The organism is Agrobacterium sp. CGMCC 11546 (genome assembly GCF_013365515.1).
In the GTDB taxonomy this organism is placed as follows: Bacteria; Pseudomonadota; Alphaproteobacteria; order Rhizobiales; family Rhizobiaceae; genus Agrobacterium; species Agrobacterium fabrum.
In genome coordinates, this window is record NZ_CP047388.1 from 961,623 (window position 1) to 987,779 (window position 26,157).

Genomic DNA, 26,157 nt, shown 5'->3' on the forward strand with positions numbered 1-26,157 from the left:
ATTAGATAGCTGTGCTTTCAATATATCGATGGGGAGAGCGTCGATGAAAGCGCGGGAGGGTGCATGTCTGACGAGGCAATTCACGATATTTTCGTGATCGGCGGCGGTATCAATGGCTGCGGCATTGCGCGCGACGCCGTCGGCAGAGGCTATTCCGTCGCACTTGCGGAAATGAACGATTTCGCCTCCGGCACGTCATCGGCTGCCACGAAGCTCATCCACGGCGGTTTGCGGTATCTCGAACATTATGAATTCCGCCTCGTGCGAGAGGCCTTGATGGAACGCGAGGTGCTGTGGGCCATGGCGCCGCATATCATCTGGCCCATGCGTTTCGTGCTGCCGTTTCAGAAGGGCGGGGTGCGCCCGGCCTGGCTCGTGCGTCTCGGGCTTTTCCTTTACGATCATCTCGGCGGCCGCAAGCTTTTGCCGGCCACCCGTTCGCTCGACCTGCGCCGCGATCCCGCCGGAAAACCGCTAAAGCCGATTTTTGCCCGCGCCTTCGAATATTCCGATGGCTGGGTGGATGATGCCCGTCTGGTGGTGTTGAACGCCCGCGATGCGGCCGATCGTGGCGCCGTGATCCTTAACCGCACGCAGGTGGTTTCCGCGCGGCGCGAAGGTGCCTTCTGGCGGGTTGAAACGAAAAATGCCGCCGGCGAAAGCAAGACCTACCGGGCGCGCATGCTGGTAAATGCCGCAGGCCCGTGGGTAGACAAGGTTCTGGCTGCGACATTTGGCAAGAACAATGTTCATAATGTCCGCCTCGTGCAGGGCAGCCACATCATCGTGCGCAAGAAGTTTGCCGATCCGCGCGCCTATTTTTTCCAGAATCCGGACGGCCGCATCATCTTCGCCATCCCCTATGAGCAGGATTTTACCCTGATCGGCACGACGGATCGCGACTATACCGCCGATCCCCGGGCTGTTAAGATCAGCGATGAGGAAATCAGCTATCTCTGCAATGCCGCGAGTGAATATTTCGCTGAACCGGTAAAGCCCGCCGATATCGTCTGGACCTATTCCGGTGTGCGGCCGCTTTTTGATGACGGCGCATCGAAGGCACAGGAAGCGACCCGCGATTATGTGCTGAAAACCGAAGGGGCGGAAGGTGAAGCGCCGCTCCTCAATATCTTCGGCGGCAAGCTCACCACCTATCGGCGGCTTGCCGAACATGCTCTTGAAAAAATCGGCGATGCGCTGGGTGAAAAGGGCACGCCCTGGACAGCGGATTCGCATTTGCCGGGCGGAAATTTCGGTGCCGAGGCCTATGCGGAAGAGGTCAAGGCCTTACGGTCGCGCTATCCCTTCCTCGATAGGCGTCATGCCGAGCGGCTGGTTCGTTGTTATGGAACGGATGCGGTGGCCATAATTGGCGCAGCTGCGGATATGGCGGCGTTGGGTCGGCATTTCGGCGGCACGCTTTACGAGGCCGAGGTTCGTTGGCTGATGGCGCGGGAGTGGGCGCTGACGGCGGAAGATATTCTCTGGCGCCGCACCAAGCAGGGGCTTTTCCTGACGCCTGAAGAGGCGCGCGGGCTGGAGGGTTATATCGAAGGCATTGCAGGTGGACGCTTGAAGGCAATCTGACGATCCGATCGAAAAGCGGAGGAGGCTTTGGATCACCATGCTTGAATTGCGAAACGTCTCGAAGATGGTGGGTGGTGACTATCATATTCACCCGACCGATCTGACGTTGCAGCGCGGAAGCCTGAACGTCCTGCTTGGACCGACGCTTTCGGGCAAGACGACGCTGATGCGGCTGATGGCCGGGCTGGACAAGCCGAGCGGCGGCTCGATCCTCTTTAATGGCGAGGATGTGACCGGCTGGCCGGTACAGAAGCGCAACGTCGCCATGGTCTACCAGCAGTTCATCAATTATCCGGCGCTCTCCGTTTATGAAAACATCGCTTCGCCGATGCGGGTTGCCGGCAAGGACCAGTCGACCATCGACCGGGAGGTGAGAAAGGCCGCCGAGCTTCTGAGGCTGACGCCCTATCTCGACCGGACGCCGCTCAATCTTTCCGGCGGCCAGCAGCAGCGCACGGCGCTTGCCCGCGCCATCGTCAAGAACGCCAATCTGGTGCTGCTCGATGAGCCGCTGGCCAATCTCGACTACAAGCTGCGCGAGGAACTGCGCGAGGAGTTGCCGCGCATCTTTGCCGAGTCCGGTGCGATCTTTGTTTATGCCACGACGGAACCTTCGGAGGCGCTGCTTCTGGGTGGCAATACGGCGACGCTCAACGAAGGAAGGGTGACGCAGTTCAACCGCACGATCGAGGTTTACCGGCAGCCGGTGGATATCGTGACCGCGGAAATCTTTGCCGATCCGCCGCTCAACACCATCGAGGTCATCAAGACGGGTAACGCTTTCACGCGCGCCGACAAGGCGGTGGTTGCGGTGCCGGCGCATCTTGCCGCCGTGCCGGATGGACCTCTGACCATTGCCTTCCAGCCGCATCATCTTTTCCCGTATGCGAAGGGTGAGGCGCGGCAATCCATCCGGGCGCGGACGCTGATTTCGGAAATCGCGGGCTCGGAGAGTTTCGTGCATGTGGAATTTTCCGGCCGGCGCTGGGTCATGCTGGCACATGGTATCCACGACATCGAACCCGACAGGGATATCGAGCTGTTTCTCGATACAAAACACCTGATGGCCTTTGACGCGAATGGTCGCGCCATCGGCAAAGCGGCCTGAGGGGGAGATCGGTCATGGCACGCATCACGCTCGATCATATCCGCCACGCCTATAATGCCAAGGCGCAGGCTGCCGGCGATTATGCGCTGAAAGAGGTGCATCACGAATGGGAGGATGGCGGCGCCTATGCGCTGCTCGGACCTTCCGGCTGCGGCAAGACCACGCTGCTCAACATTATTTCCGGCCTGCTGCGCCCCTCCGAAGGCCGCATCGCCTTTGATGGAACCGACGTGACCGATTTTGCGACTGAAGATCGCAACATCGCTCAGGTCTTCCAGTTCCCAGTCGTTTACGACACGATGACGGTCTACGACAATCTCGCCTTTCCGCTGCGTAACCGGCAGGTGCCGGAAGCCGAAGTGGATCGTCGGGTGCGAGAAATTCTCGAAATGACCGACCTCTCCGGCATGGCCAAACGCCATGCGCGCGGATTGACGGCAGACCAGAAGCAGAAGATTTCGCTGGCGCGCGGTCTCGTGCGCTCCGACGTCAACGCCATACTTTTCGACGAGCCGCTGACGGTCATCGATCCGCACATGAAATGGGTTCTGCGCTCGCAGCTAAAGCGCCTGCACCGTCAGTCCGGTTTCACCATGGTTTATGTCACGCATGACCAGACCGAGGCACTGACCTTCGCCGACAAGGTGGTGGTCATGTATGACGGGCAGATCGTTCAGATCGGCACGCCCGCCGAGCTTTTCGAGCGGCCGGGACACACATTCGTCGGTTATTTCATCGGCTCGCCGGGCATGAATGTATTGCCCGCCAACATCGAGGGGACGACGGCTGTGGTCGGCGGTCTTGGTGTGCCGCTGGCAGGCGCGCCGAAGGTCGATGGAGCGCAACGCATCGAGATCGGCATCCGCCCGGAATTCATCCGGCTGGAGCGCGGCGGCATGCCGATCAGCATCGACAAGATCGAGGATATCGGCCGGCAGAAGATCGTCCGCGCCCGGTTTGCGGGCCAGAAGCTGGCAATCGTTGTCGCCGAAGACGAGGAGATTCCGGCGGAAGCGGGTGTGCGTTTCGACCCGGCTGCGGTCGGCGTTTTCGCCGATTCCTGGCGCGTGAAGATGGGAGCCTGACGATGGAAAAAAGCTGGAACAATAAGGCGTGGTTCATGGTGCTGCCGGTGCTGGTGCTGGTCGCCTTTTCCGCCGTCATTCCGCTGATGACCGTCGTGAATTATTCTGTGCAGGATACCTTCGGCAACAACCAGTTCTTTTGGGCGGGAACACAATGGTTTCAGGAAATTCTCAGCTCCGACCGCTTCTGGAACGCGCTCGGACGCAATCTGGTCTTTTCCGGCGTCATCCTGGCAATCGAAATTCCGCTCGGCATCTTCATCGCACTCAAAATGCCGAAATCCGGCATCGGCGTGCCGATCTGCCTCGTCACCATGGCGTTACCGCTGCTGGTGCCGTGGAATGTGGTGGGCACGATCTGGCAGGTCTTCGGCCGCAGCGATATCGGGCTGCTCGGCTATTATGCCAATCAGCTCGCGCTTGACTATAACTATGTCAATGATCCCGTCGATGCCTGGATTACGGTCGTTATCATGGATGTCTGGCACTGGACGAGCCTTGTCGTGCTCCTGTGCTACGCCAGCCTCGTTTCCATTCCGGATGCCTATTATCAGGCGGCACGGATCGACGGCGCATCACGTTTCGCGGTGTTCCGGTTCATTCAGTTGCCGAAGATGAAGCGGGTGCTGCTGATCGCCTTCCTGCTGCGCTTCATGGACAGTTTCATGATCTATACCGAGCCCTTCGTCGTCACCGGCGGCGGCCCGGGTAACTCCACCACCTTCCTGTCCATCGATCTCGTGAAGATGGCGCTCGGCCAGTTCGACCTCGGCCCGGCGGCGGCCATGTCGCTGATCTACTTCCTCATCATCCTGCTGTTGTCCTGGGTGTTCTACACCGTGATGACCAGCCACGACGCGGAGACTTGAGACATGAGCGCCTCCAATGTCACCACCGGCGTGGAACGAAATGGCTTCGGCACTGGCTCAGCGGTGTCGGTAAGGCCCAGCTTTGCCGGAACAGCACGATCACGCCGCCACCATGGGCCGTCCAGGTTTTCTTGGCTGGTGCCGACGATCTACATCATCCTTCTGCTGGTTCCGATCTATTGGCTTATCAATATGAGCTTCAAGACGAACGCGGAAATCGTCTCGTCGATGACGCTTTATCCGCACCAGCCGACGTTGCAGAACTATCGCACGATCTTCACCGATTCATCCTGGTATTCGGGTTACATCAACTCGATCATCTACGTCGTCATGAACATGGTGATTTCCGTCGCGGCGGCGCTTCCGGCAGCCTATGCCTTCTCGCGTTACCGTTTCCTGGGCGACAAACACCTGTTCTTCTGGCTTTTGACCAACCGCATGGCGCCGCCCGCCGTCTTCGCGCTGCCGTTCTTCCAGCTCTATTCGGCTTTCGGGCTGATCGACACGCATATCGCGGTCGCGCTGGCGCATTGCCTATTCAACGTGCCCTTGGCGGTGTGGATCCTCGAGGGTTTCATGTCCGGCGTGCCGAAGGAAATCGACGAAACCGCCTATATTGACGGCTATTCCTTCCCGAAATTTTTCGTGAAGATCTTCATGCCGCTCATCGCCTCCGGCATCGGTGTTGCCTGCTTCTTCAGCTTCATGTTCTCATGGGTCGAACTTCTGATCGCCCGCACGCTGACGACGACGGACGCCAAGCCGATTGCTGCGACGATGACACGCACCGTCTCCGCCGCCGGCATGGACTGGGGCCTGCTTGCCGCTGCCGGTGTGCTGACGCTGATACCGGGTGCGCTGGTGATCTGGTTCGTGCGCAATTACATCGCCAAGGGCTTTGCGCTGGGGAGGGTTTGACCATGATGAAGATGCCCGATTTTACCTGGATGGCGTGGACCTGGCAGACGGCGGCTTTTTTCGCTGCCATCGCTGTGCTGCTGGTTGGCATGTGGGTCTGGGAACGTCTCTCGCCCGGCGGCAATCCCCGCTTCGGCCTGTTGCGGTTCGAAACGACGCGCGGCGACAGGCTGTTCATTTCGCTGCTCGGCAGTGCCTTCATTCATCTCGCATGGCTCGGGCTGGTCGGCCCGAACCTGTGGTGGGCTCTCGCTCTATCCTTGGTCTACGCCATCGGCGTTTTCCGTTTTGTCTAGAGCGGGATGGCGAAAAGTGTGAGCGGTTTTCGCCTGAAATCCCGCTCTAACTTTATGATGTAGATCAGGATTCAGATTTTAGGTCGATCTGACCTAAAATCATCCTGATCTAGAGCAGAAAAAAGGTGCGGCGGAGGAAAACCGCACCCGCAGACTTCATGCAATCGCAACCCTTGGGAGGACTGATATGCGACGGCATCTGATGACGACGACGGCAGCCATGCTGCTGGCAATGACGGGTTCCGCTTTCGCCGGAATGGAGGAGGCAAAACAGTTTCTGGACAAGGAAATCGGCGACATGTCGTCGCTTTCCCGTGCGGAGCAGGAAAAGGAACTGCAATGGTTTGTCGATGCGGCGAAACCCTTTTCGGGCATGGAAATCAAGGTGGTTTCCGAATCCCTGACAACGCATGAATATGAATCCAAGGTTCTGGCTCCGGCCTTTACCGCCATTACCGGCATCAAGGTCACGCATGACATCATCCAGGAAGGTGACGTCGTCGAAAAAATCCAGACCCAGATGCAGACCGGCCAGAACCTTTATGACGGCTGGGTCAACGACAGCGACCTTATCGGCACCCATTGGCGTTACCAGCAGGTGCGCAACCTGACGGACTTCATGGCCAATGAGGGCAAGGACGTCACCAATCCCGGTCTCGACCTCAAGGATTTCATCGGCAGCGCCTTTACGACGGCACCGGACAAAAAGCTCTACCAGCTTCCCGACCAGCAATTCGCAAACCTCTACTGGTTTCGTTACGACTGGTTCAACGACGACAAGAACAAGGCCGATTTCAAAGCCAAATACGGCTACGACCTCGGTGTGCCCGTCAACTGGTCTGCCTATGAGGATATCGCGGAATTCTTCACCGGCCGTGATGTCGGCGGCAAGAAGGTCTTCGGCCATATGGACTACGGCAAGAAGGACCCGTCGCTCGGCTGGCGCTTCACCGATGCCTGGCTTTCCATGGCCGGCAACGGCGACAAGGGTCTGCCAAACGGCCTGCCTGTTGATGAATGGGGCATCAAGGTCAATGACAAGTCGCAGCCGGTCGGCTCGTGCGTCGCACGCGGCGGCGATACCAACGGTCCCGCTTCGGTCTATTCCATCGAGAAATATCTCGAATGGCTGAAGAAATACGCGCCGCCGGAAGCACAGGGCATGACCTTCTCCGAGTCAGGTCCGGTGCCGGCGCAGGGCAACGTCGCCCAGCAGATATTCTGGTACACGGCCTTCACTGCCGATATGGCCAAGCCCGGCTTGCCTGTCGTGAACGAGGACGGTTCGCCGAAATGGCGCGTCGCACCTTCCCCGCATGGCGTCTACTGGAAGGACGGCATGAAGCTCGGTTATCAGGATGTGGGTTCGTGGACACTGATGAAATCCACCCCCGACGACCGCGCCAAGGCCGCATGGCTTTATGCGCAGTTCGTGACCTCCAAGACAGTGGATGTGAAGAAGAGCCACGTCGGTCTCACCTTCATTCGTGACACCACCATCCATCACAAGAGCTTCACGGACCGGGCTTCCAAGCTCGGTGGTTTGATCGAGTTCTACCGTTCGCCGGCTCGCGTGCAGTGGTCACCGACCGGCACCAACGTTCCTGATTATCCGAAGCTGGCACAGCTATGGTGGCAGGCAATCGGCGATGCGTCGTCGGGTGCCAAAACCGCTCAGGCTGCAATGGACTCACTCTGCGCCGAGCAGGAAAAGGTCATGGCCCGTATCGAGCGCGCCGGTGTGCAGGGCGATATCGGCCCGAAACTGGCGGAAGAACATGATATCGACTACTGGAACAAGGACGCCGTTTCGAAGGGCAATCTGGCGCCACAGCTGAAGATTGCCAACGAAAAGGAAAAGCCGGTCACCGTCAATTACGACGAACTGGTCAAAAGCTGGCAGAAGTAATTTCTGCATCAAATCTGAACAAACCGGGGCGGCTTTGCCGCCCCGTCATTGCGTCTGAAAGGGAGTGACATAATGGGCGGTTATATTCTGGCGATCGATCAGGGAACTACATCGACGAGGTCGATGGTCTTTGATCGCGACATGCGGGTCATCGGTGTCGGCCAGCGAGAATTTCCGCAGCATTTCCCGGCCTCCGGCTGGGTCGAACACGATGCCGAAGATATCTGGAAAAGCGTGCTCGAAACCATCCGGCTGGCGCCTGCCGATGCCGGCATCGCCGCATCCGATATTGCAGCAATCGGCATCACAAACCAGCGTGAAACAACCGTGCTGTGGGACCGCAACACCGGCGAGGCCGTGCATCGCGCCGTGGTCTGGCAGGATCGTCGCGCCGCGCCGGTCTGCGAGGACCTGAAGCGCCGAGGGCTGGAGCCGCTGTTTTCGAAAAAGACCGGACTGCTGCTCGATCCCTATTTTTCCGGCACCAAGCTGAAATGGCTTCTCGATAGCGTCAGCGGCCTTCGCGAAAAAGCCGTGAAGGGAGAAATCTGCTTCGGCACCGTCGACAGTTTCCTGATCTATCGCCTGACTGGCGGCCGGCGTCATGTGACTGACGCCACTAATGCCTCCCGTACCTTGATCTACAACATCGAAGACAACGCCTGGGATGACGAATTGCTGTCTATCCTCGACATTCCCCGCGCCATGCTGCCGGAGGTGCTGGACTGCGCTGCCGATTTCGGCGTGACGGATAAGGCGCTTCTCGGTGCGGAAATTCCAATCCTCGGTGTGGCCGGCGATCAGCAGGCCGCCGTTATCGGCAATGCCTGCTTCGAGCCGGGCATGATGAAATCTACCTATGGCACGGGCTGCTTTGCCCTTCTCAATACCGGCACAGACCGGGTGGCATCCACCAACCGGTTGCTGACAACGATTGCTTACCGCCTCGATGGCGTGACGACCTATGCGCTTGAAGGTTCGATTTTCATCGCCGGTGCCGCCGTGCAATGGCTGCGTGACGAGCTTGGTTTCATTTCGGTCGCGTCGGAAGTCAGCGCGCTCGCCGAAAAGGCCGATCCCAAGCAGCGGGTTTATCTCGTGCCGGCCTTTACCGGCCTTGGCGCGCCGTATTGGGATGCCGAGGCTCGCGGGGCGATTTTCGGCCTGACGCGCGGTACGGGACCTGCGGAATTTGCCCGCGCGGCGCTCGAAAGCGTTGCCTACCAGACTTTCGATCTTCTGGACGCCATGCGCAAGGACTGGGCGGGTGACAATGGCAAGACGGTGCTGAGGGTCGATGGCGGCATGGTCGCTTCCGATTGGACCATGCAGCGGCTGGCGGATATTCTTGCCGCCCCGGTCGATCGTCCGGTCTTTCTGGAAACGACCATTCTCGGCGCAGCCTGGCTTGCGGCCTCCCGCGCCGGCATCTGGCCGGACCGCAAGGCCTTTGCCGACCACTGGCGCCGTGACCGCCGCTTCAGCCCCGACATGGAAGAAAGCGAGCGGAAGAACGCGATCGCGGGCTGGCGTGACAGCGTTGGCCGTTGCCTCTCGAAACGGGACAATTGAGACGCGTTAGACGAAGCTGCCGGGTGCGATGCTCTTGCTGGACACGAGATCGGAAAGGGCGCGCACCAGCTTCGTATCCGTACCCTTGCTCGGCTGAAGCACGAATTCCACATCCTCAAGCGCCGGCAGCACGCCGGCGGCAATTTCCTTGAGGCCGGCCGGCGCCATGCTGCGGGGCTGCACCAGAATGCCCATGCCCGCTCTTGCCGCTGCGGTCAGTCCACTCAGACTGCCGCAGGTGCAGACGATCCGCCAGGCGAGACCGGCCCGGTCGAGCGCTTCCTGCGCCGCCTTTCTGGTAATGCTCGGCGGTGGAAAGGCGATGAGCGGCAGGGCATCCGGCTGGTTCAGCATGCGTTCCGGGTCGCGCGCCAGCCACACCAGCGGTTCGCGGTAGAGAAAATGGCCGAGCTTATCGCCGAGACGGCGTTTGGCCAGCACCACATCCAGCTCGCCATTATCCTGCATCTGGTAAAGCACGCCGCTCAGCGAAACCGTCAGCTCCAGATCCACCAGCGGATAAAGGCGGATGAATTCCTCCAGAATGGCTGTCAGCCTGCTGGCGACGAAATCTTCAGACACACCAAGCCTCAGCCGTCCGCGCAGGCGGTTTTCGCTGAACAGCGATGAAACCTTGCTGTCGATATCAAGCATGTTGCGGGCGTAACCCAAAAGGGCCTCACCCTCGCCGGTCAGTTTCACCTGATGGGTGCTGCGCGCGATCAGCCGGCGGCCAAGCGCGGCCTCAAGCCTTTGGATATGCTGGCTGACGGTGGATTGGCCAATGCCGAGCCGCTCGGCAGCAAGCGTGAAACTGCCGGTTTGCTGAAGCATGACGAAGCTGGCAAGATGTTGAAGGTTCAGCATTATCTCAAATCATGATAACTGTTAATCTTTGCATCGGAAATCATGATGAGCGATAGTAACGCGCGTTTCAAGCAAAACCGATGCCGGAAAGACCTCTTATGACCCGCTTTTTGCCCGACCGTTTTACCATGATGCTGGTGGCCACCGTGATTTTGGCTTCCATCCTGCCGATCAGTGGTGAGCCGGCGGTGTATTTCGGACTTGCGACAAAACTCGCGATCGCTTTGCTGTTTTTCCTGCACGGCGCGCGGCTTTCGCGGGATGTGGTGATTGCGGGCATCCTGCACTGGCGGCTGCATCTGGTGATCCTTCTCGTCACCTTTGGCCTTTTTCCGCTTCTCGGTGTGGCGATCGGCTTTATTCCCGAAAGCATCCTGCCGGCCCCGCTTTATATGGGTGTGCTGTTTCTCTGTGTGCTGCCGTCAACAGTGCAGTCCTCCATCGCCTTTACCTCCATGGCAGGCGGGAATGTTCCGGCGGCGATCTGTTCGGCCTCGGCTTCAAATATTTTCGGCATGTTCCTGACACCATTGCTCGTCGGCCTGCTGTTTACGGTCGGCGGCCATGGCGGCGGATTTTCGCTGGATGCATTCCTGCAAATCTTCCTGCAGCTGCTTTTGCCCTTCATTATTGGCCAGGCGCTGCAGCCGTGGATCGGCGAGTGGATCCGGGCGCGCAAGAAGCTTTTGTCGCCCGTCGATCGCGGTTCGATCCTGATGGTTGTCTACCTGGCGTTTTCCGATGCCGTCATCGAGGGTATCTGGCACACGTTTTCTCTCCGGGATATCGGCGTGGTCATCCTCATCAACATCGTGCTGCTGGCGATTGTTCTCTGCGTGACGATGTTCGGCAGCCGTCTGCTCGGTTTCGACAAGGCGGATGAAATCACCATCACGTTCTGCGGCTCGAAGAAGAGCCTTGCCAGCGGTGTGCCCATGGCAGGTGCCATTTTCGCCGGCCAGAGCATTGGCGCGATCGTTCTGCCGATCATGCTCTTCCACCAGATCCAGCTGATGGTCTGCGCGGTGCTGGCCCAACGTTATGCCCGCAAGGCGCATGAAAAGGCAGCAATCGCGGAAACGGCGGCTGCGGAAGGCGCGGCGGCATCTGCTCGCTGATATCAGCTCCGCAAACAAAACGGCCCCGTAAAGGGGCCGTTCGTTTTACATGTCAGAAAGCTTAGTTGACCTGAGCCGGGGTAATCTGGGCTTCGATCGTCTTCGGCGCCTCGGCGCTGTCGGACGAGATCGCGATGCGGCGCGGTTTCATGGCTTCCGGAATATTGCGGACGAGGTCGATGTGAAGCAGGCCGTTCTTCAAGGAAGCGGTCTGGACTTCGACGTGATCAGCAAGCTGGAAGCGGCGCTCGAAAGCGCGGGTAGCGATACCGCGATACAGGAATTCGCCTTCGGTCGTTTTTTCGTCCGTGGCCTTCTCGGCCTTCACCGTCAGTGCATTGGCGCGGGATTCGATGCTGAGTTCGGTTTCATCGAAACCGGCAACCGCCATGGTGATCCGATAGGTGTTTTCACCTGTTCGTTCGATATTATAGGGCGGATAGGACTGGGCCTGTTCAGGCTGGCCGAGGCCGTCGAGCATCGAGAAAAGACGGTCGAAGCCGACGGTGGAACGATAGAGGGGGGAAAAATCAACGTGACGCATGGTGTCCTCCTTGAGAAGCGACTGTTTGCGGTTAAGTCCGGCATCCCATTCTGGCGATGGCAGGACATTTGGCGCGGTCCCGTTCTGGCGACCGCATGAAGAAAATGGGAATGGTCATGCGCGGCTTCAAGGGGGCACGAAAAGACGAAGGCAACATGAACCATGGCTGAACATCCGGTTCCGGCATCGTTCAGTTTGAGAGCCATAAAACTGCGGTCATCGGAGACATTCTCCGTCGGCAGAAGCAATAACGTCCCTTCTTCTTCTGTCTTATTCGCCGGAACCGCGACTGCTTTAACCGACGGTTCCGGCAATTTTTTCTTTGACCTTCCCGCGCCGCCGACCTATCCCGAAAGGGCAGAAAAGCCGGAAAAGACCGATGATCGAAGCCACATTGCGCGCCAGCGAAGACAACCCGGTTCCTGGCAACCACACCGTCGGATATTTTACCGGCCATGGCGGCAAACAGCTTCGTTATGCGATCTTTCGCGCCACCCGCTCCATTGCCCGCGGAACAGTGGTTCTGCTTCACGGCAGGAACGAATGTATCGAGAAATATTTCGAAACGGTCGCCGATCTGACGGCCATGGGCTTCTGGGTCGCGACATTCGACACGCGCGGGCAGGGCGGTTCCGAAAGGCTCCTGAAAAAGCCGGGCGTCGGACATGTGCGGCGCTTTTCCGATTATCAGCGCGATATCAGTCTGTTTCTCGAGCAGATGGTATTACCAGATACGCGGCTGCCCTTCTTCATGATCGCCCATTCCACCGGCGCGCTTGCGGCCCTTGCGGCGGCGCCCGGCCTGTCGAACCGGATCGACCGTCTGGCGCTGTGTTCGCCCTTCATCGAGCTGGATAGTCAGCAATCGGTTCCACGCTCCGTCATCCGGCTGGTTGCGACGGCCTTGAGTCTTGTCGGCCTGGGCAGAATTCAGTTGGGCAGAGACCAGCGCGAGCGGGATTTCGATGGCAATCCATTGACCTCGGACGCGAGGCGTTTTGCCAGGAATCTCGCTTTGCACCGGCAGTTTCCAGAACTGTTCATCGGCGCGCCGACGGCGCGCTGGGTCTATGAAGCGCTGAGGACCATGGGCCGCGTAACCCGTCAGGATCACCTGACGAACATCACCGTTCCGACCCTCATTCTGGCGCCGATGCTGGATACGATCACGCCCTATAAGGCGCAGGAAGAGCTTTCGCGCAATTTCCGGGCAGCACAGCTTCTTCCGATAACCGGCGCGCGCCACGAATTGCTGCATGAGCGCGACGTTTTCCGCAAACAGGCGCTGGCGGCCATCGACGCGTTTTTCGCGCCGGAGTGATGGCCGCTTGAGCCAAGCTGCCTAGAGTTTTGAGAGAATGGCAAGGGCTTCTTCGTGCACGGCCCTGGAGCCAGCTGCCACAATCCGACCGCCATTTTCCGGGCGCCCACCATCCCAGGTAGTCATGATGCCGCCGGCCTGTTCGATCACCGGGATCAACGCACCGACATCATAGGGCTTCAGTCCGGATTCGATCACCAGATCGACATGGCCAGCCGCGAGCAGGCAATAGGCGTAACAATCCACGCCGTAACGGAAAAGGCGGACCTGATCCTGCACCTTTTCATAAAGGGGCTTTTCTTCCGCGGTGAAGATATGCGGGGTGGTGGTGAACAGCACCGCATCCGAGAGAGACGCGCAATCACGCGTGCGGATTTTCTTTTCACCGTCGGGTCCGAAATACCAGGCGGCTTTGCCATCGGCGAAATAACGCTCTTTCGTAAAGGGCTGGTCCATGATGCCCATCGTGGCGCGGCCGGACGACTGGAAGCCGATCAGCGTGCCCCAGACCGGTACGCCGGAAATGAAGGCGCGGGTACCGTCGATCGGGTCGATGACCCAGATATGGTCGCGGTCAAGACCGACATTGCCGTGTTCTTCGCCAAGAATGCCGTGCTGCGGAAACCGTTCTTCGATGAGCGCGCGGATCGCGGTTTCCGCTGCCTGATCGCCTTCCGTCACCGGATCATAACCACCATCCTGCTTATTGGTGACGGCAATGCCCGTGCGGAAGCGGGGAAGCGTCTCGGCGCTGGCGGCATCGGCAAGTTTGAAGAAGAAATCCCGGTCGGGCAGCATGCGAAACCTCATCGCTTGGAACGTGGTCTGAATTCTGTGGGCAATGCATAGACTGGAATCGCATCAGCCGTCCACTCATACGGATACCGGAGCCCGCGTTTCCATATTTTCGGCATAAGCCTAAAAAATATGCAAAAAATAAAATGATTGACAATTGTGCAGTTAATGCGTAGCGTGACCCTGCAGTCTTTGACTGTAAATACCCTCCTTGGGTGTTTCCTCCCTAGACTTGACCGCGCTCAGGCGCGGTTTTTTTTGCCCGGCGCGCGGCCAGACAATCCAGGGAAGGTATTGAAATCGCGGATAATTCGGGGTGCTATTCGGCGGCGAGCGAGGTTTCGATCGCGTATTCTGAAACGAAGGCGCCGAGCTGGCGCATGAAGATTTCAAGCGATGCCTGAATGGCGGGAAAATCGGCTTTTTTCAAAAGCGTCTTTTCATCCACGTAAAGCGCCCGGTTGACCTCGATCTGCAACGCATGCAGCGAACGGATCGGCCGACCATAATGTTCGGTTATGAAGCCGCCGGCATAGGGTTTGTTGCAGACGGCGACGAAACCCAGTTCCTCCAGAAAATGCAGGGCGGCGCGGGATACTTCCTGGGAAGCGCTGGTGCCGTAGCGATCGCCGATGATCACATCGGGCTTCAGGTTCGATCCGGCGACGCGGATATTGCCGGGCATGGAATGGCAGTCGATCAGCACCGCCATGCCGAAATGCGCGTGGGTGCGCGAAAGCAGCCGGCGCAGGCAGGCGTGATACGGCTTGTAGATCGTCTCGATCCGCGCCAACGCCTCGTCCACCGGCAGGCGGTGTGCATAGATATCCATATTCTCCGCAACGATACGCGGCACGGTTCCAAGACCGCCGGCAACACGCATGGAGCCGATATTGGCATAAGGCGGCAACGTGCCCTCGAACATGCGGGGATCGAGCTCATAAGGCTCGCGATTGACGTCGAGATAAGCCCGTGGAAAATTCGCTTTCAGGAGCGGCGCACCGATCTCGGGGGCTGCGGCGAACAGCTCGTCGACGAAATGATCTTCGGAGCGGCGAATCTCATGCGAATCGAGCCGTGCCGATTCCAGGAAGGAGATGGGATAGCACCGGCCGCTATGCGGGGAATTATAGACAAATGGCAGGGTCTGAACGGCAGGTTCCGTTACTTCGAACAGCTCGTATTCACCCGTGACCCAGTCCATTCAGTACCATTTACCATGTCGCAAACTATCAGGGTGTTCATGTTGCCAGTTACGGTGCGGCAAGTCCATACTATCGCCCAAGCAGCGCTATACCGATTCACGCGTTCACAGGATATTTACCGTGAAAATCCTATAATCGGGCTAGGATATTCCAAACATTGAGCAGTTACGGTCACTTATGATGAATCAGAAAATTCTTCTTGCTGAAGACGACAATGATATGCGCCGCTTTCTCGTGAAAGCGCTGGAAAAAGCCGGTTACAAGGTTTCTTCCTTCGACAATGGCGCCAGCGCCTATGACCGGCTTCGCGAAGAGCCTTTTTCGCTGCTGCTGACCGATATCGTCATGCCTGAAATGGATGGCATCGAGCTTGCGCGGCGCGCCACCGAACTCGACCCGGACCTGAAGGTGATGTTCATCACCGGCTTCGCAGCCGTTGCGCTCAACGCCGATTCGAAGGCTCCAAAGGATGCCAAGGTGCTTTCCAAGCCGTTCCATCTGCGCGATCTCGTGGATGAAGTGAACAAACTCCTTGTGGCATAAGGCCTCTCAAAAAACCTTCACAAAACCGAAAAAAAGCAGTTGACGCATGAACCGGTTTTGTGGTCTATCCGCCGCCACGGAGGGCGTGTAGCTCAGCGGGAGAGCACTACGTTGACATCGTAGGGGTCACAGGTTCAATCCCTGTCACGCCCACCATCCGAATTCAAGAAAAGGGTTTCTGAGCAATCAGAAACCCTTTCTTCGTTTCTGGTTCAGCCATAACCCAGACTTTCATATCCCCCCTGAGCTATTCAAGTCACCGATTGCGCATATCGTCATTTCCCCCGGCCAGTGTTGTGGCGGGTAGCTGGTTGCGTTCCGTGTTGTGCCGCAATAAATTTCATAAATCAAAATAAAATTCAAAGCTGTTGACGCGGCCGGTTTTTCAGGCTACCTCAAGTGACATGCAATAAATTACAAACGTCAAAATTTATTGCGATTAAGTCTTTATCCTTGGGAGGGGATTATGTTGGCTTTTCTGAAATCGACTGCTGCTGCGGGAGTTCTGGCCGTGGCGATGAGCGCTGCTGCAACAGCGCCGGCCACCGCTGCAGGTAAATTCGCCTGCGAGCCGGGTGAGACCTATGTGATGAATGTCATGGTTTCCAGCCACCCCTATTGGGTGCCGGTTTTCGAGGGGTTCAAGCAGGCCGCCAAGGCGCTGGGCTGCGAGGCCGTCTTCACCGGTACGCCGGAATATGACATCACCAAGCAGATCGCGTCCTTCGAGCAGGAACTGGTGAAGAAACCGAAAGGCATTCTGCTGCACCCGATGCAGGCCGATCCCTTCATCGAGCCCATCAACAAGGCCATTGCATCAGGTGTTTCCGTGACGACTTTCGCGGCGGATTCTCCGAAGTCGAAGCGCACTGCCTATATCACTTCTGATAATGTTGCCGAGGCGAAATTTGCGGCCGATGAAATCGTCAAGAAGCTCGGCGAAAAGGGTGAATATGCCGTTCTGGAAAATCCGGGCCAGAGCAATCACGATCTGCGCGTCACCGCCCTCGTCGATTATATGGGGCGCACCTATCCTCAGATGAAGTTGGTCGGCCGGCAGGCGACGAACCAGGACGCCAACGTCGCCTATCAGGCGGTCGGCGCTCTCCTGCAGGCAAACCCTAATCTGGGCGCGCTCTGGATTCCCGAGGCCGGCTCCGCCGAAGGTGCGACGACTGCGGTTCTGGAAGCGAAAAAGAAGGTCCTGATCCTGCACGCGGATATTACGCCGGCAACGCTGGAACACATCAAGCAGGGCAATATCTATATGTCCATCAATCCCAACCAGGGGGTTCAGGGCTTCATGGGTTTCATGAACACGTTTCTGGGCGCCCATTCGGACCTGATCGATCCGTTCAACGACTATAAGGTCTCCGGCTTCAACCCGATGCAGGTACCGTCGATGGATAATGGTTTCGCCGTCATCACCAAGGCGAACGCCGCTTCCTTCGATCTCAATGAGTATATGAAAGGACGCTGAGGCGTCGCTCTTAAAAAACCGGCGAGGTTTTGGCTTCGCCGGTCACGAGGGAAGCAGGTTCGGGAGGGCGTTATGGGTGAGGTCATTCTCAGCATGACGAATATTCACAAGGCGTTCGGCCCTGTGCGGGCATTGCGGAGTGCCGCACTCGAACTGCGGCGCGGCGAAATCCACGCGCTTGCCGGTGAAAACGGTGCGGGTAAGTCGACGCTGATGCACATTATCGACGGCATTCTGCAGCCGGATGGCGGTGAAATCCTGCTGGATGGCAAACCGGTTCGCATATCTTCGCCGAATGCGGCGAACAGGCTGGGCATCGGTTTCGTGCATCAGGAGATCGCGCTCTGCCCGGAGATTTCGGTCGCTGAAAATATGTACATGTCGGAGACCGGCCAGAGCCGTTCCTGGTTCATGAATTATCGCGATCTGGAAAAACGGGCGGCAACGGTGCTGCGGGAGATCGGCGATATCGATCCCACCCACCGCGCCGGCGACCTGTCGATTTCGCAGCAGCAGATCGTCGAGATCGCCAAGGCGCTGACGCTCGATTGCCGTATCCTGATCCTCGATGAGCCGACGGCGGCGCTGACCGAGACCGAGGCCCAGACACTTTTCAAGATCATGCGTCGGCTGGCGGCGCGCGGCATCGCCATCATCTATATCTCCCACCGTATGGCGGAGATTTTCGAACATTGCGACCGCATCACGGTCATGCGCGACGGTTGCCATATCAGGACGGAAAATATTGCCGACATTTCCCCGGAAGAGGTCGTCAACAGCATGGTGGGCCGGGTGCTCGACAAGCTCTATCCACCGAAACTGGCGGATGATGAAAAATCCAATGAGGTCATTCTTTCGGTTCGGGGACTGAACGAAGGAAAGCGTGTTTTCGACGTCGGTTTCGATCTGCGTCGCGGCGAAATCCTAGGGTTTGCCGGGCTGATCGGCGCGGGCCGCAGCGAGATTGCGCGGGCCGTCTGCCGGCTGGAAGGAAAACCGAAAGGCGAGGTTGTGCTGCGCGGCCGGTTGCTGAAGCTCAGGGATTATCGCGACAGCATCCGCGAGGGGATCGTTTATCTCTCCGAGGATCGCAAGGGCGACGGATTGTTCCTCAACATGTCCATCGCTGCCAATGTCTCGGCGCTCGATATTGGCAGGATATCAAACGGCATGGGTTTCATCGAGCGGCGCAAGGAAATGAAGCGTGCCGATGAGCTGGGACGCCGGCTGAAACTGCGGGCGAACAGCGTCGGTGACGCGGTGTCAACCTTGAGCGGCGGTAACCAGCAGAAGGTAGCGCTGGCCAAGATGCTGTCGGTGGAACCCCAGATCATCTTTCTGGATGAGCCAACCCGCGGGGTGGATGTGGGCGCCAAGGCGGAAATTCACCGCCAGATCCGGGAGCTGGCGCGGGAAGGGGTTGGCGTGGTCGTCATCTCCTCGGAGCTGCCGGAACTCATCGGTGTCAGCGATCGTGTGCTTGTCGTGCGCGAGGGTCGCATCACCGGCGAGGTCGAGAGGGACGACATGACGGAGGAAAAGATCATGCAGCTCGCATCGATCACCATCATGCAGAATGTGGCGGAAGCCTGAAGGAGCGGGAAAATGGCAACATCGGAAACACCTTCAAGCCTTGCCGAGACGGCGGTTCGCCGCACGGCATGGTGGGAGCCGGCGATCAAGGCGCGCGAAACCGGGCTGATCGTCATCATTCTCGCCCTTTTTGTGGTGATGTCGTTCATATCGCCCTACTTCCTGACGGTGGACAATCTGCGGGCCATGGCCATGGTCTTCGCCATCGAAAGCATCGTCGTGGTGGGCATGACGATCCTGCTGATCTCGGGTGGTATCGATCTTTCCGTTGGTTCCGTTACGGCACTTGCGATGGTGGCGGCCGGCTGGCTGTTCCTCAACGGTGTCGATCCCTGGGTCGCGGCAGGTCTTGCAATCTGCCTCACGACATTGGTCGGCATGGCAATGGGATTTTTGACCACCGTCGTCGGCCTGCATCATTTCATCGTTTCACTTGGCGTCATGGTGATTGCGCGCGGTGTTTGCCTCCTGGCAACCGGCGGCCGGCCGCTGGGGCTCTATTCCCTGCCGCCGGAATTCAAGTTCATCGGCCAGGGTGCGCTTGGCGGCATTCCGCTGGTGCTCATCATCTTCTTGGTTGTGGTTGTTGTCTTCGACCTGCTGCTGCGGCGCACGACCGCCTTCCGCAAGGTGTTCTATACCGGCAGCAATCCCAAGGCAGCGGCCTATTCCGGCATTCGCGTCGGCCGGGTGGTGTTTGCCACGACCACGCTTTGCTCGATGTTGTGCGGCGTTGCCGGCGTCATCTACATGGCCCGCTTCGGGTCCGCCCAGCCGAGCTTCGGCGTCGGCATGGAGCTGAATGTCATTGCAGCGGCAGTTATCGGCGGCGCGAGCCTTTCCGGTGGCTCTGGCACCATTCTGGGTGCCATCCTCGGGGCGATCCTTTTGTCCGTCGTTTCCAGTTCGCTTGCCTTGCTCAACGTGTCTGTCTACTGGCAGGACATCATCAGGGGAAGCATACTGCTGGCTGCGGTCCTGTTCGACCACTATCTGGTCAGGCGCCGCCGTTGAGCGCCCTTCGTGCACCCGAGGGTAACTGGAGAAAGACGATCATGCTGGATATCAAGGACGACTTCGACCAACAGCGGCAGATGTATTCCGTCCTGGTGCTGCATTTCATCGAGGGGGTGAAGCAGTCGGAGATCGCCGAGCGGATGAATCTTTCCCATACCAAGGTGAACCGCATGATCGCGGCGGGCCGCAAGGCGGGCATGGTGAAGATCACCATCGCCAGTCCCTATCAGCGGCTGGTGGACCTCGAAAACGAGATCAGCCGCCGTTTTGGCCTCACGCAGTCGGTGGTGACGCCAACGGTCTCCGACAATCCGGAAACCGTCTTGCAGATGGTTGGCCGGGTGGCCGCGAACCATTTACTGGAGACAATCCGGGATGGCGACGTGATCGCGATTACCGGCGGCAAGGCGGTCAGCGCCGTCGTTGATAATCTGGAGGCGGAGCGGCGCTTCGACGTGCGGGTGGTGCCGCTGACCGGCGGCGTGCAGGGCAAGCATTATACCGATGTCAATCATCTCGCCACGCAGCTTGCGGAAAAGCTCGGCGGTAGCGCCTCGCTCCTGCATGCGCCGCTGTTTGCCGAGGATGAAGAGCAGCGCGATCTGCTGATGAATGTCGCGTCGATCCGCGAGGTTTTCGACTTAGCGCGGCAGGCGCAGGTCGCACTGGTCGGTATTGGTTCGGTGGAGGCGCCTGGCTCTGGGTATTACGATCTTCTGCCGGATGCGGCCCGTGGCGGGCAGGCGCTGATGGATGTGGGCATTGCCGGTGAATTCCTCGCCCATCTCACCATGGCGGACGGGCAACTGGCGCGGATCGATCTCAACTCACGCGTGGTGGCGCTGGACCCCAGGCAACTTGCCCGGTGCCCAAACATCATTGGCGTGGCGGCTGGCGCCATCAAGGCCGGACCGGTGGCGGCCACGCTTGCCGGCCGTTATCTGACCTCGCTCGTCGTGGATGAGGCGATTGCCAGTTATTTATTGAATCAAGGGGAAGGGGAAACGTCGTGACGGAGAACGCAATATTGACCCGGACGATCGGCGGCAGCGGCATCAGCGCATCCGCCGTGGGGTTGGGCACCTGGGCCATCGGCGGATGGATGTGGGGCGGCACCGATGAGCGGCAATCCATCGCCGCCATCCAGGCCTCCATTGATGCCGGCATTTCCCTGATCGATACCGCCCCGGCCTATGGCATGGGGCTTGCGGAAACCATCGTTGGCAAGGCGATTGCCGGCCGGCGCGACAAGGTGGTGCTGGTCACCAAATGTGGTCTCGTCTGGCATGTGAACGAGGGCGCCTATTTCTTCCATCAGGACGGCAAGCCCGTTCACCGTTATCTCGGCGCTGCGTCGATCCGTTACGAGGTCGAAGAAAGCCTGAAGCGGCTCGGAACCGATTACATCGACCATTACGTCACCCATTGGCAGGACGCCACGACGCCCGTTGCCGAGACGGTCGAGGCTTTGGTGCGGCTGAAGGAAGAGGGGAAAATCCGTTCCATTGGCGCCAGCAATGTCTCGCCTGATGATCTGGAGGCCTATATTGCCACCGGCGCGCTGGATGCCATTCAGGAAGAATATTCCATGGTGAAGCGTGATATCGAGAAGACGCTTCTGCCGCTTTGCCGGAAGAATTCTGTCTCCGTCCTCAGCTATTCGTCGTTGGCACTCGGCCTTCTCTCGGGCAAGGTCGGGCCAGAACGGGTGTTTGCAGAGGATGATCAGCGCCATGGCAATCCCCGTTTCAGCCAGGCGAACCGTCAGAAGATCGCGCGGTTGATGGCAGTGCTGGAACAGCTGGCGGCGGCGCATGGAGCTTCGGTCGCGCAGGTGGTGATTGCCTGGACGGTTGCCCAGCCGGGCATAACATTCTCGCTTTGCGGCGCGCGCGATCCGGCGCAGGCGGTGGAAAATGCCGCCGCCGCTCGCCTGCGGCTTACGGAAAGTGAACTGGCCCTCATCAGTGCTGGCGTTACCGAATATCTTGTCGGGCTCGATGGCTAAAACATCCCGGTAAGGCGGGGCTCCTGGCGAACAGCACACAATTTTCGCCTCCCGTCTTTCCCGTCGCATTAAACGATCAACACCATTGGGACGCTGGTCATTAGCCGGCGAACGGTATTGCTATGCCCAGTTTTCGCGAGGACGCTCTTCGCAGTATCCGGCACGACGGTGATTTCGACGCCGTCGTCATCGGTGGCGGTATCAACGGCATTGCCGCCTATCGCGATCTCGCCCTGCAGGGGTTGCGGGTGCTGCTGGTCGAGCGCAATGATTTTTCCTCCGGCTGCAGCGCAGCGCCGTCGCGCATGATCCATGGCGGCCTGCGTTATCTCGAAAATGGTGAATTCGGCCTCGTGGCGGAATCCTTACGCGAGCGCGATGCGCTTTTGACGCTTGCGCCGCATATGGTGCAGCCGCTGCCGACGACGATCCCGATTTTTTCGATGTTCAGCGGCCTGTCCAACGCGGCGGTGACGTTTTTCGGCTCCGGCGGCAAACCCGCTAGCCGGGGAGCACTCGCCATCAAGGCGGGCCTTACCCTCTATGACTTCGTTACCCGCAAGAACCGCATCCTGCCCCGCCACGAGTTTCGCGGCGCGGGCAAGACGCTGAAACGCTGGCCGTGCCTGACGCCCGACATCAGATATTCGGCCACCTATTACGATGCGTGGATAAGCCAGCCGGAGCGGCTGGCCCTGGAACTACTGATCGATACCTCGGCCGACGCGCCGCAAAGTATCGCGCTCAACTATGCGGAGCTTATCCGCAACGGCGACGACTATCATCTCCGGGCAGAGGAAACGGACGAAACACTGCCCATCCGGCCGCGCATCATCGTGAATGCCACGGGCGCATGGATCGACGAAACGATCGGCACGCTTTCCGCCGGCCCGGCCGCGGAAAAGCAGAAACCAACGGTCTCCGGCACCAAGGGGTCACATCTCATCATTGCCAATGACACGCTCCTCAAAGCGTTGAACGGCCACATGATTTTCTTTGAGAACGCGGATAACCGCGTCTGCATTCTCTTTCCTTATCTCGGCCGGGTTCTCGCGGGGTCGACCGACATCAAGGTGGATCGCCCCGAGCGGGTGCGATGCGAGCCCGATGAGCGGGATTACATTCTGGACGCGATCAGGCAGGTCTTTCCGGACATCACCGTCGATCATTCAGACATTGTCTTTAGTTTCAGCGGCATACGCCCGCTGCCGCGCAGCGATGCCGCTTTTACCGGGAGAATTTCCCGCAGCCATTTTATCCACCGTGTCGCCGGCGATCCGCCGCAGCTTTGCATGATCGGCGGCAAGTGGACGACCTTCAGGGCCTTCGGCGAACAGGTGAGCGATGAGGTTCTGGCCTTTCTAGGGCGCAAGCGACTGACCGGCACGATGAACCGCCCGATCGGCGGCGGCAGGAATTTTCCCACTGGTGCAGGACGCCTGTCCGCTTTGCTGTCGGAACAGTTTTCAATCGACCGGCGCCGGGCGGAGCATCTGGCCCTGGCTTATGGCTCCCGTGCCTTCGAATTGATGGGCTTTTGCCGGGGACGACCGGATGACGCGCCGCTTTCGCAAAAGTCGCCGATAACGGCCGCTGAAATCCTCTGGCTGATCCGCTGCGAACATGTGCGGCACCTGACGGACCTCATTCTGCGGCGCACGACACTCGCCATCGCCGGTCTCATCGATGCCGATCTTATAGACGCCATCCTCGGCGTCGCCGCGCGCGAATTGGGCTGGACACCCACCCGGGCCGCCGTGGAACGGCAGCAGCTCACCCAGGAGCTGGAAACTTTTTACGGGGTCACCCCGGCAATGCTTCAAAACAGATGCAAGGAGAATGCATGATGATGCGGATTTCGAAAAAGGCACGCATGAACCGGCTATTCCGCAATGGCGGCTGCCTTGATGTGGCGATCGATCACGGAGTTTGCAACGAGCCGAGCTTCCTTGTCGGGCTGGAGGATATGGCGCAGACGGTCGAGAAGCTAGTGGAGGCTGGTCCCGATGCGATCCAGATGACCTACGGGCAGGCAGATCTGCTGCAGCAGAGATCGGAGCGCGACAAGCCGGCTCTCGTCATGCGGATTGACATGGGAAATCCCTATAATTCCACCCGTCACAGAACCATGTGGTCGCAGCTCCAGAATTATCATGATCCGATCATCGGCGCGCTGGAAATGGATGCGGCCTGCGTCGTCGTCAATCTGTTCATGCTGCCCGACGAGCCGGAACTGTTTCGCCAATGCGTCGAGAATATCAGCCGGGTGCGGGCCGACTGTCATCGTTTCGGCATGCCGCTGATGATCGAACCGCTGGTGATGTTGCCCAACGATGTGCGCGGTGGTTACCAGGTGGATGGCGACGCAGAGAAGATCGTCACGCTGGTACGCCTTGCCTCGGAAATGGGAGCCGATATCATCAAGGCTGACCCGACCAGCAACCCGCAGGATTTTCACAGGGTGATCGAGGCGGCGCGCTGCCCGGTGCTGGTGCGGGGCGGGGGACGTGAGGACTTGCGCAATGTGCTGGCAAAATCGGCGGCCTTGATGGCCGAAGGTGCAAACGGCATGGTCTATGGCCGCAACATCTACCAGCATGACAATCCCAAGGCCGTGGTGGCGGCCTTGATGGCCATCATCCATCAGGGTGCGAGCGGCGAAGAGGCATGGGATATCTATAATCGTGGCTGAGAAAAATCTTATATTGGGTCTCGATGTCGGCAACACGGTCATCAAGGCCGTCTTGTTCGACACGACGGGACGACAGATCGCCGAGCACGCCATAGACGGGCATTCGACATACCCACAGCCCGGCTATGTGGAGCGCGATCTCGAGGAGTTGTGGCGCAACGGCTGTGAGGCGATCCGCCAGCTTCTGGTCAAATCGGCGGTCGATCCCCACAGCATTGCGGGTGTGGGCTGTGCCGGCCATGGCAATGGTCTCTATCTTCTGGATAAAGAACAGCAGCCGCTGCTCGGCATCCAGTCGCTCGATAGCCGCGCCGCCGATATTGCGGCCGAGCTTGACCGGAAAAGCGGAGACCTGCTGCAGGCGCGTTGCCTGCAGCGCCCTTGGCCCGCGCAGACGCCCACGCTTCTCGCCTGGGTGAAACGGCATGCGCCCGATCTCTATGCGCAGACTGGCACCGTGCTGTTCTGCAAGGACTTCGTCAATTTCCGCCTGACAGGCTGCCTTGCCAACGATATTTCCGACCTCAGCGGCGCGGGGCTGCTTGCCCTGCCGGAAGTGCTGCTCGACCGCGAGCTTCTGTCACTCTATGGCCTTGAGGATGCCTTCGCGTTCTTCCCCCGTTGCGTGGAATCGGCTGACATTGTCGGCCAGGTGACGCGGGAGGCTGCCGGCCTGACCGGGCTTTCGGAAGGCACGCCGGTCATTGGCGGCTTCTTCGATGTCGTTTCGAGTGCCATGGGTTCGGGAGTCATCAATGCGGGTGAAGCCTCCGTCATTGCCGGTACCTGGAGCATCAATCAGGTGTTTGCGGACAAACCGGTCGTCAGCCCCGATGTCTTCATGGTCACGACCTTCGGCCGCGACCGCTATGTCAATATCGAGTCCAGCGCCACCTCCGCCGCCAATCTGGAATGGTACGTGCATCGTGTCCGCGCCGACCATGGCGACCATGCCTTTGAGCGCTGCAACGAACTGGTCGGTTCCGTGACGCCGCGCGCAGACGATCCATTTTTTCACCCGTTCATCTTTGGCTCACGGCTCGGAGCGGAGTTTCGTGGCGGGTTTTATGGTCTCGCCGGCTGGCATGGTGAAGGCCACATGGTGCGCGCCCTGTTCGAGGGCGTGTGTTTCGAGCACCGCCGCCACATCGGCGTCCTGAGAGAGGCGGGGCTGCCGGTCGAAAGCGCGGTCATGTCCGGCGGCGGTTCCCGCAGTCAGCACTGGCCGCAGATCATGGCGGATGTTCTGGAGATTCCCCTTCGCGTCGCCGAGGCCCGGGAAACGGGCGCGCTCGGTGCGGCGATCGGTGCAGCCGTGGCGACGGGGCTCTACCCGAACTACGAGGAGGCCGTTGCTGCGATGACGCGGGTTCAGAATTCCTATCAGCCGGATACGGCGCGGGTCTCGCACTACAGGCGGCGTTACGGACTCTATCAGGAATTGACCGGACAGTTGCGGAGCTTCTGGAGCGCGTTGCGGTTACCGCAATAACGAGATTCGGCATCATCGGGACGATCGGCGTGATACCCTTCCAGAGGAATTTGCTGGCGCTCAACGCTGGGGTAGAAACGGCGCGGGCCGACGAGGCCGGCAACGGTTTTGCCGCCGGGGCGCAGGGGGCGTGATTGC

Annotated in this window: 24 protein-coding genes and 1 tRNA gene; 21 read left to right on the top strand and 4 right to left on the bottom strand. The window is 59.2% G+C overall.

Features of this window, described 5'->3' with window-relative positions:
• Positions 1-63 precede the first annotated feature (63 nt).
• From GSF67_RS19155 to glpK, 8 genes are all read left to right on the top strand, one after another.
• The gene (locus GSF67_RS19155; RefSeq protein WP_006312918.1) at positions 64-1,587 is read left to right on the top strand and encodes a glycerol-3-phosphate dehydrogenase; all 1,524 of its coding nucleotides are present in this window, start codon (positions 64-66) and stop codon (positions 1,585-1,587) included.
• Between the two features lie 37 nt (positions 1,588-1,624).
• A complete protein-coding gene (locus tag GSF67_RS19160) occupies positions 1,625-2,695 on the top strand; it encodes an ABC transporter ATP-binding protein (protein WP_006312917.1) in 1,071 nt (356 codons plus the stop codon).
• A gap of 14 nt (positions 2,696-2,709) precedes the next feature.
• Positions 2,710-3,780, top strand: a complete 1,071-nt coding sequence (locus GSF67_RS19165; protein ID WP_006312916.1) for an ABC transporter ATP-binding protein — start codon at positions 2,710-2,712, stop codon at positions 3,778-3,780.
• 2 nt (positions 3,781-3,782) lie between these two features.
• Positions 3,783-4,649, top strand: a complete 867-nt coding sequence (locus GSF67_RS19170; RefSeq protein WP_006312915.1) for a carbohydrate ABC transporter permease — start codon at positions 3,783-3,785, stop codon at positions 4,647-4,649.
• 3 nt (positions 4,650-4,652) lie between these two features.
• Positions 4,653-5,567, top strand: coding sequence for a carbohydrate ABC transporter permease (locus GSF67_RS19175; RefSeq protein WP_006312914.1), 915 nt, complete (start codon positions 4,653-4,655; stop codon positions 5,565-5,567).
• Between the two features lie 2 nt (positions 5,568-5,569).
• Positions 5,570-5,863 (top strand): DUF2160 domain-containing protein, encoded by a 294-nt coding sequence (locus GSF67_RS19180; protein ID WP_006312913.1) that lies wholly within the window; start codon positions 5,570-5,572, stop codon positions 5,861-5,863.
• Positions 5,864-6,050: 187 nt separating this feature from the next.
• Positions 6,051-7,772 (top strand): ABC transporter substrate-binding protein, encoded by a 1,722-nt coding sequence (locus GSF67_RS19185; RefSeq protein WP_006312912.1) that lies wholly within the window; start codon positions 6,051-6,053, stop codon positions 7,770-7,772.
• Between the two features lie 72 nt (positions 7,773-7,844).
• Positions 7,845-9,344 carry a glycerol kinase GlpK gene (glpK, locus tag GSF67_RS19190; protein WP_006312911.1) on the top strand — a complete coding sequence of 500 codons (1,500 nt, stop codon included), beginning with the start codon at positions 7,845-7,847 and terminating at the stop codon, positions 9,342-9,344.
• A gap of 6 nt (positions 9,345-9,350) precedes the next feature.
• Here the strand turns inward: glpK and GSF67_RS19195 are convergent, their stop codons facing one another.
• A complete protein-coding gene (locus GSF67_RS19195; RefSeq protein ID WP_006312910.1) occupies positions 9,351-10,211 on the bottom strand; it encodes a LysR family transcriptional regulator in 861 nt (286 codons plus the stop codon).
• Positions 10,212-10,309: 98 nt separating this feature from the next.
• Between GSF67_RS19195 and GSF67_RS19200 the strand changes: the two genes are divergently transcribed.
• A complete protein-coding gene (locus tag GSF67_RS19200; RefSeq protein ID WP_006312909.1) occupies positions 10,310-11,329 on the top strand; it encodes a bile acid:sodium symporter family protein in 1,020 nt (339 codons plus the stop codon).
• Positions 11,330-11,390: 61 nt separating this feature from the next.
• Here the strand turns inward: GSF67_RS19200 and hspL are convergent, their stop codons facing one another.
• On the bottom strand, positions 11,391-11,873 hold the full coding sequence (hspL, locus tag GSF67_RS19205; RefSeq protein WP_006312908.1) for a heat shock protein HspL: 483 nt from the start codon (positions 11,871-11,873) through the stop codon (positions 11,391-11,393).
• A 379-nt stretch (positions 11,874-12,252) separates the two neighbouring features.
• On the opposite strand from hspL, the gene GSF67_RS19210 reads away from it, so the two are divergent.
• The gene (locus GSF67_RS19210; protein WP_006312906.1) at positions 12,253-13,194 is read left to right on the top strand and encodes an alpha/beta fold hydrolase; all 942 of its coding nucleotides are present in this window, start codon (positions 12,253-12,255) and stop codon (positions 13,192-13,194) included.
• 21 nt (positions 13,195-13,215) lie between these two features.
• On the opposite strand, the gene hisN is transcribed toward GSF67_RS19210, so the two are convergent.
• Positions 13,216-13,992 carry a histidinol-phosphatase gene (gene hisN / locus GSF67_RS19215; RefSeq protein ID WP_006312905.1) on the bottom strand — a complete coding sequence of 259 codons (777 nt, stop codon included), beginning with the start codon at positions 13,990-13,992 and terminating at the stop codon, positions 13,216-13,218.
• Between the two features lie 316 nt (positions 13,993-14,308).
• Complete coding sequence (locus GSF67_RS19220; protein ID WP_006312898.1) at positions 14,309-15,193, bottom strand: N-formylglutamate amidohydrolase; 885 nt, start codon at positions 15,191-15,193, stop codon at positions 14,309-14,311.
• A gap of 181 nt (positions 15,194-15,374) precedes the next feature.
• Between GSF67_RS19220 and cpdR the strand changes: the two genes are divergently transcribed.
• From cpdR to GSF67_RS26085, 11 genes are all read left to right on the top strand, one after another.
• Positions 15,375-15,737, top strand: a complete 363-nt coding sequence (gene cpdR, locus GSF67_RS19225) for a cell cycle two-component system response regulator CpdR (protein ID WP_003497910.1) — start codon at positions 15,375-15,377, stop codon at positions 15,735-15,737.
• Between the two features lie 81 nt (positions 15,738-15,818).
• A tRNA-Val gene (locus GSF67_RS19230) sits at positions 15,819-15,893 on the top strand.
• 310 nt (positions 15,894-16,203) lie between these two features.
• Positions 16,204-17,217 carry a substrate-binding domain-containing protein gene (locus GSF67_RS19235; RefSeq protein WP_006312895.1) on the top strand — a complete coding sequence of 338 codons (1,014 nt, stop codon included), beginning with the start codon at positions 16,204-16,206 and terminating at the stop codon, positions 17,215-17,217.
• Positions 17,218-17,289: 72 nt separating this feature from the next.
• Positions 17,290-18,810, top strand: a complete 1,521-nt coding sequence (locus GSF67_RS19240; protein WP_006312894.1) for a sugar ABC transporter ATP-binding protein — start codon at positions 17,290-17,292, stop codon at positions 18,808-18,810.
• Between the two features lie 12 nt (positions 18,811-18,822).
• The gene (locus GSF67_RS19245; RefSeq protein WP_006312893.1) at positions 18,823-19,824 is read left to right on the top strand and encodes an ABC transporter permease; all 1,002 of its coding nucleotides are present in this window, start codon (positions 18,823-18,825) and stop codon (positions 19,822-19,824) included.
• A gap of 41 nt (positions 19,825-19,865) precedes the next feature.
• Positions 19,866-20,840, top strand: coding sequence for a sugar-binding transcriptional regulator (locus tag GSF67_RS19250; protein WP_006312892.1), 975 nt, complete (start codon positions 19,866-19,868; stop codon positions 20,838-20,840).
• A complete protein-coding gene (locus tag GSF67_RS19255; RefSeq protein ID WP_006312891.1) occupies positions 20,837-21,835 on the top strand; it encodes an aldo/keto reductase in 999 nt (332 codons plus the stop codon). The genes GSF67_RS19250 and GSF67_RS19255 overlap by 4 nt, the downstream gene beginning before the upstream one ends.
• Positions 21,836-21,957: 122 nt before the next feature.
• Entirely contained in the window at positions 21,958-23,682 is a 1,725-nt protein-coding gene (locus tag GSF67_RS19260) for a glycerol-3-phosphate dehydrogenase/oxidase (protein ID WP_006312890.1), read from the top strand.
• Between the two features lie 2 nt (positions 23,683-23,684).
• The gene (locus GSF67_RS19265; RefSeq protein ID WP_035215305.1) at positions 23,685-24,527 is read left to right on the top strand and encodes a class I fructose-bisphosphate aldolase; all 843 of its coding nucleotides are present in this window, start codon (positions 23,685-23,687) and stop codon (positions 24,525-24,527) included.
• Positions 24,520-26,019: an FGGY-family carbohydrate kinase gene (locus GSF67_RS26080; protein WP_035215303.1), complete on the top strand. Its 1,500-nt coding sequence runs from the start codon at positions 24,520-24,522 to the stop codon at positions 26,017-26,019. The genes GSF67_RS19265 and GSF67_RS26080 overlap by 8 nt, the downstream gene beginning before the upstream one ends.
• A gap of 29 nt (positions 26,020-26,048) precedes the next feature.
• The gene (locus GSF67_RS26085; protein ID WP_305852949.1) at positions 26,049-26,153 is read left to right on the top strand and encodes a methyl-accepting chemotaxis protein; all 105 of its coding nucleotides are present in this window, start codon (positions 26,049-26,051) and stop codon (positions 26,151-26,153) included.
• Positions 26,154-26,157 lie beyond the last annotated feature (4 nt).

Coding starts and splice junctions, on each gene's coding strand:
- hspL (WP_006312908.1), bottom strand. CDS start 11,873: ATGCGTCACGTTGATTTTTCCCCCCTCTATCGTTCCACCGTCGGCTTC.
- GSF67_RS19175 (WP_006312914.1), top strand. CDS start 4,653: ATGAGCGCCTCCAATGTCACCACCGGCGTGGAACGAAATGGCTTCGGC.
- GSF67_RS19235 (WP_006312895.1), top strand. CDS start 16,204: ATGTTGGCTTTTCTGAAATCGACTGCTGCTGCGGGAGTTCTGGCCGTG.
- GSF67_RS19265 (WP_035215305.1), top strand. CDS start 23,685: ATGCGGATTTCGAAAAAGGCACGCATGAACCGGCTATTCCGCAATGGC.
- GSF67_RS19155 (WP_006312918.1), top strand. CDS start 64: ATGTCTGACGAGGCAATTCACGATATTTTCGTGATCGGCGGCGGTATC.
- GSF67_RS19210 (WP_006312906.1), top strand. CDS start 12,253: ATGATCGAAGCCACATTGCGCGCCAGCGAAGACAACCCGGTTCCTGGC.
- hisN (WP_006312905.1), bottom strand. CDS start 13,992: ATGCTGCCCGACCGGGATTTCTTCTTCAAACTTGCCGATGCCGCCAGC.
- GSF67_RS19240 (WP_006312894.1), top strand. CDS start 17,290: ATGGGTGAGGTCATTCTCAGCATGACGAATATTCACAAGGCGTTCGGC.
- GSF67_RS19245 (WP_006312893.1), top strand. CDS start 18,823: ATGGCAACATCGGAAACACCTTCAAGCCTTGCCGAGACGGCGGTTCGC.
- GSF67_RS19200 (WP_006312909.1), top strand. CDS start 10,310: ATGACCCGCTTTTTGCCCGACCGTTTTACCATGATGCTGGTGGCCACC.
- GSF67_RS19165 (WP_006312916.1), top strand. CDS start 2,710: ATGGCACGCATCACGCTCGATCATATCCGCCACGCCTATAATGCCAAG.
- GSF67_RS19185 (WP_006312912.1), top strand. CDS start 6,051: ATGCGACGGCATCTGATGACGACGACGGCAGCCATGCTGCTGGCAATG.
- GSF67_RS19195 (WP_006312910.1), bottom strand. CDS start 10,211: ATGCTGAACCTTCAACATCTTGCCAGCTTCGTCATGCTTCAGCAAACC.
- glpK (WP_006312911.1), top strand. CDS start 7,845: ATGGGCGGTTATATTCTGGCGATCGATCAGGGAACTACATCGACGAGG.
- cpdR (WP_003497910.1), top strand. CDS start 15,375: ATGAATCAGAAAATTCTTCTTGCTGAAGACGACAATGATATGCGCCGC.
- GSF67_RS19260 (WP_006312890.1), top strand. CDS start 21,958: ATGCCCAGTTTTCGCGAGGACGCTCTTCGCAGTATCCGGCACGACGGT.
- GSF67_RS19170 (WP_006312915.1), top strand. CDS start 3,783: ATGGAAAAAAGCTGGAACAATAAGGCGTGGTTCATGGTGCTGCCGGTG.
- GSF67_RS19250 (WP_006312892.1), top strand. CDS start 19,866: ATGCTGGATATCAAGGACGACTTCGACCAACAGCGGCAGATGTATTCC.
- GSF67_RS19180 (WP_006312913.1), top strand. CDS start 5,570: ATGATGAAGATGCCCGATTTTACCTGGATGGCGTGGACCTGGCAGACG.
- GSF67_RS19160 (WP_006312917.1), top strand. CDS start 1,625: ATGCTTGAATTGCGAAACGTCTCGAAGATGGTGGGTGGTGACTATCAT.
- GSF67_RS19220 (WP_006312898.1), bottom strand. CDS start 15,193: ATGGACTGGGTCACGGGTGAATACGAGCTGTTCGAAGTAACGGAACCT.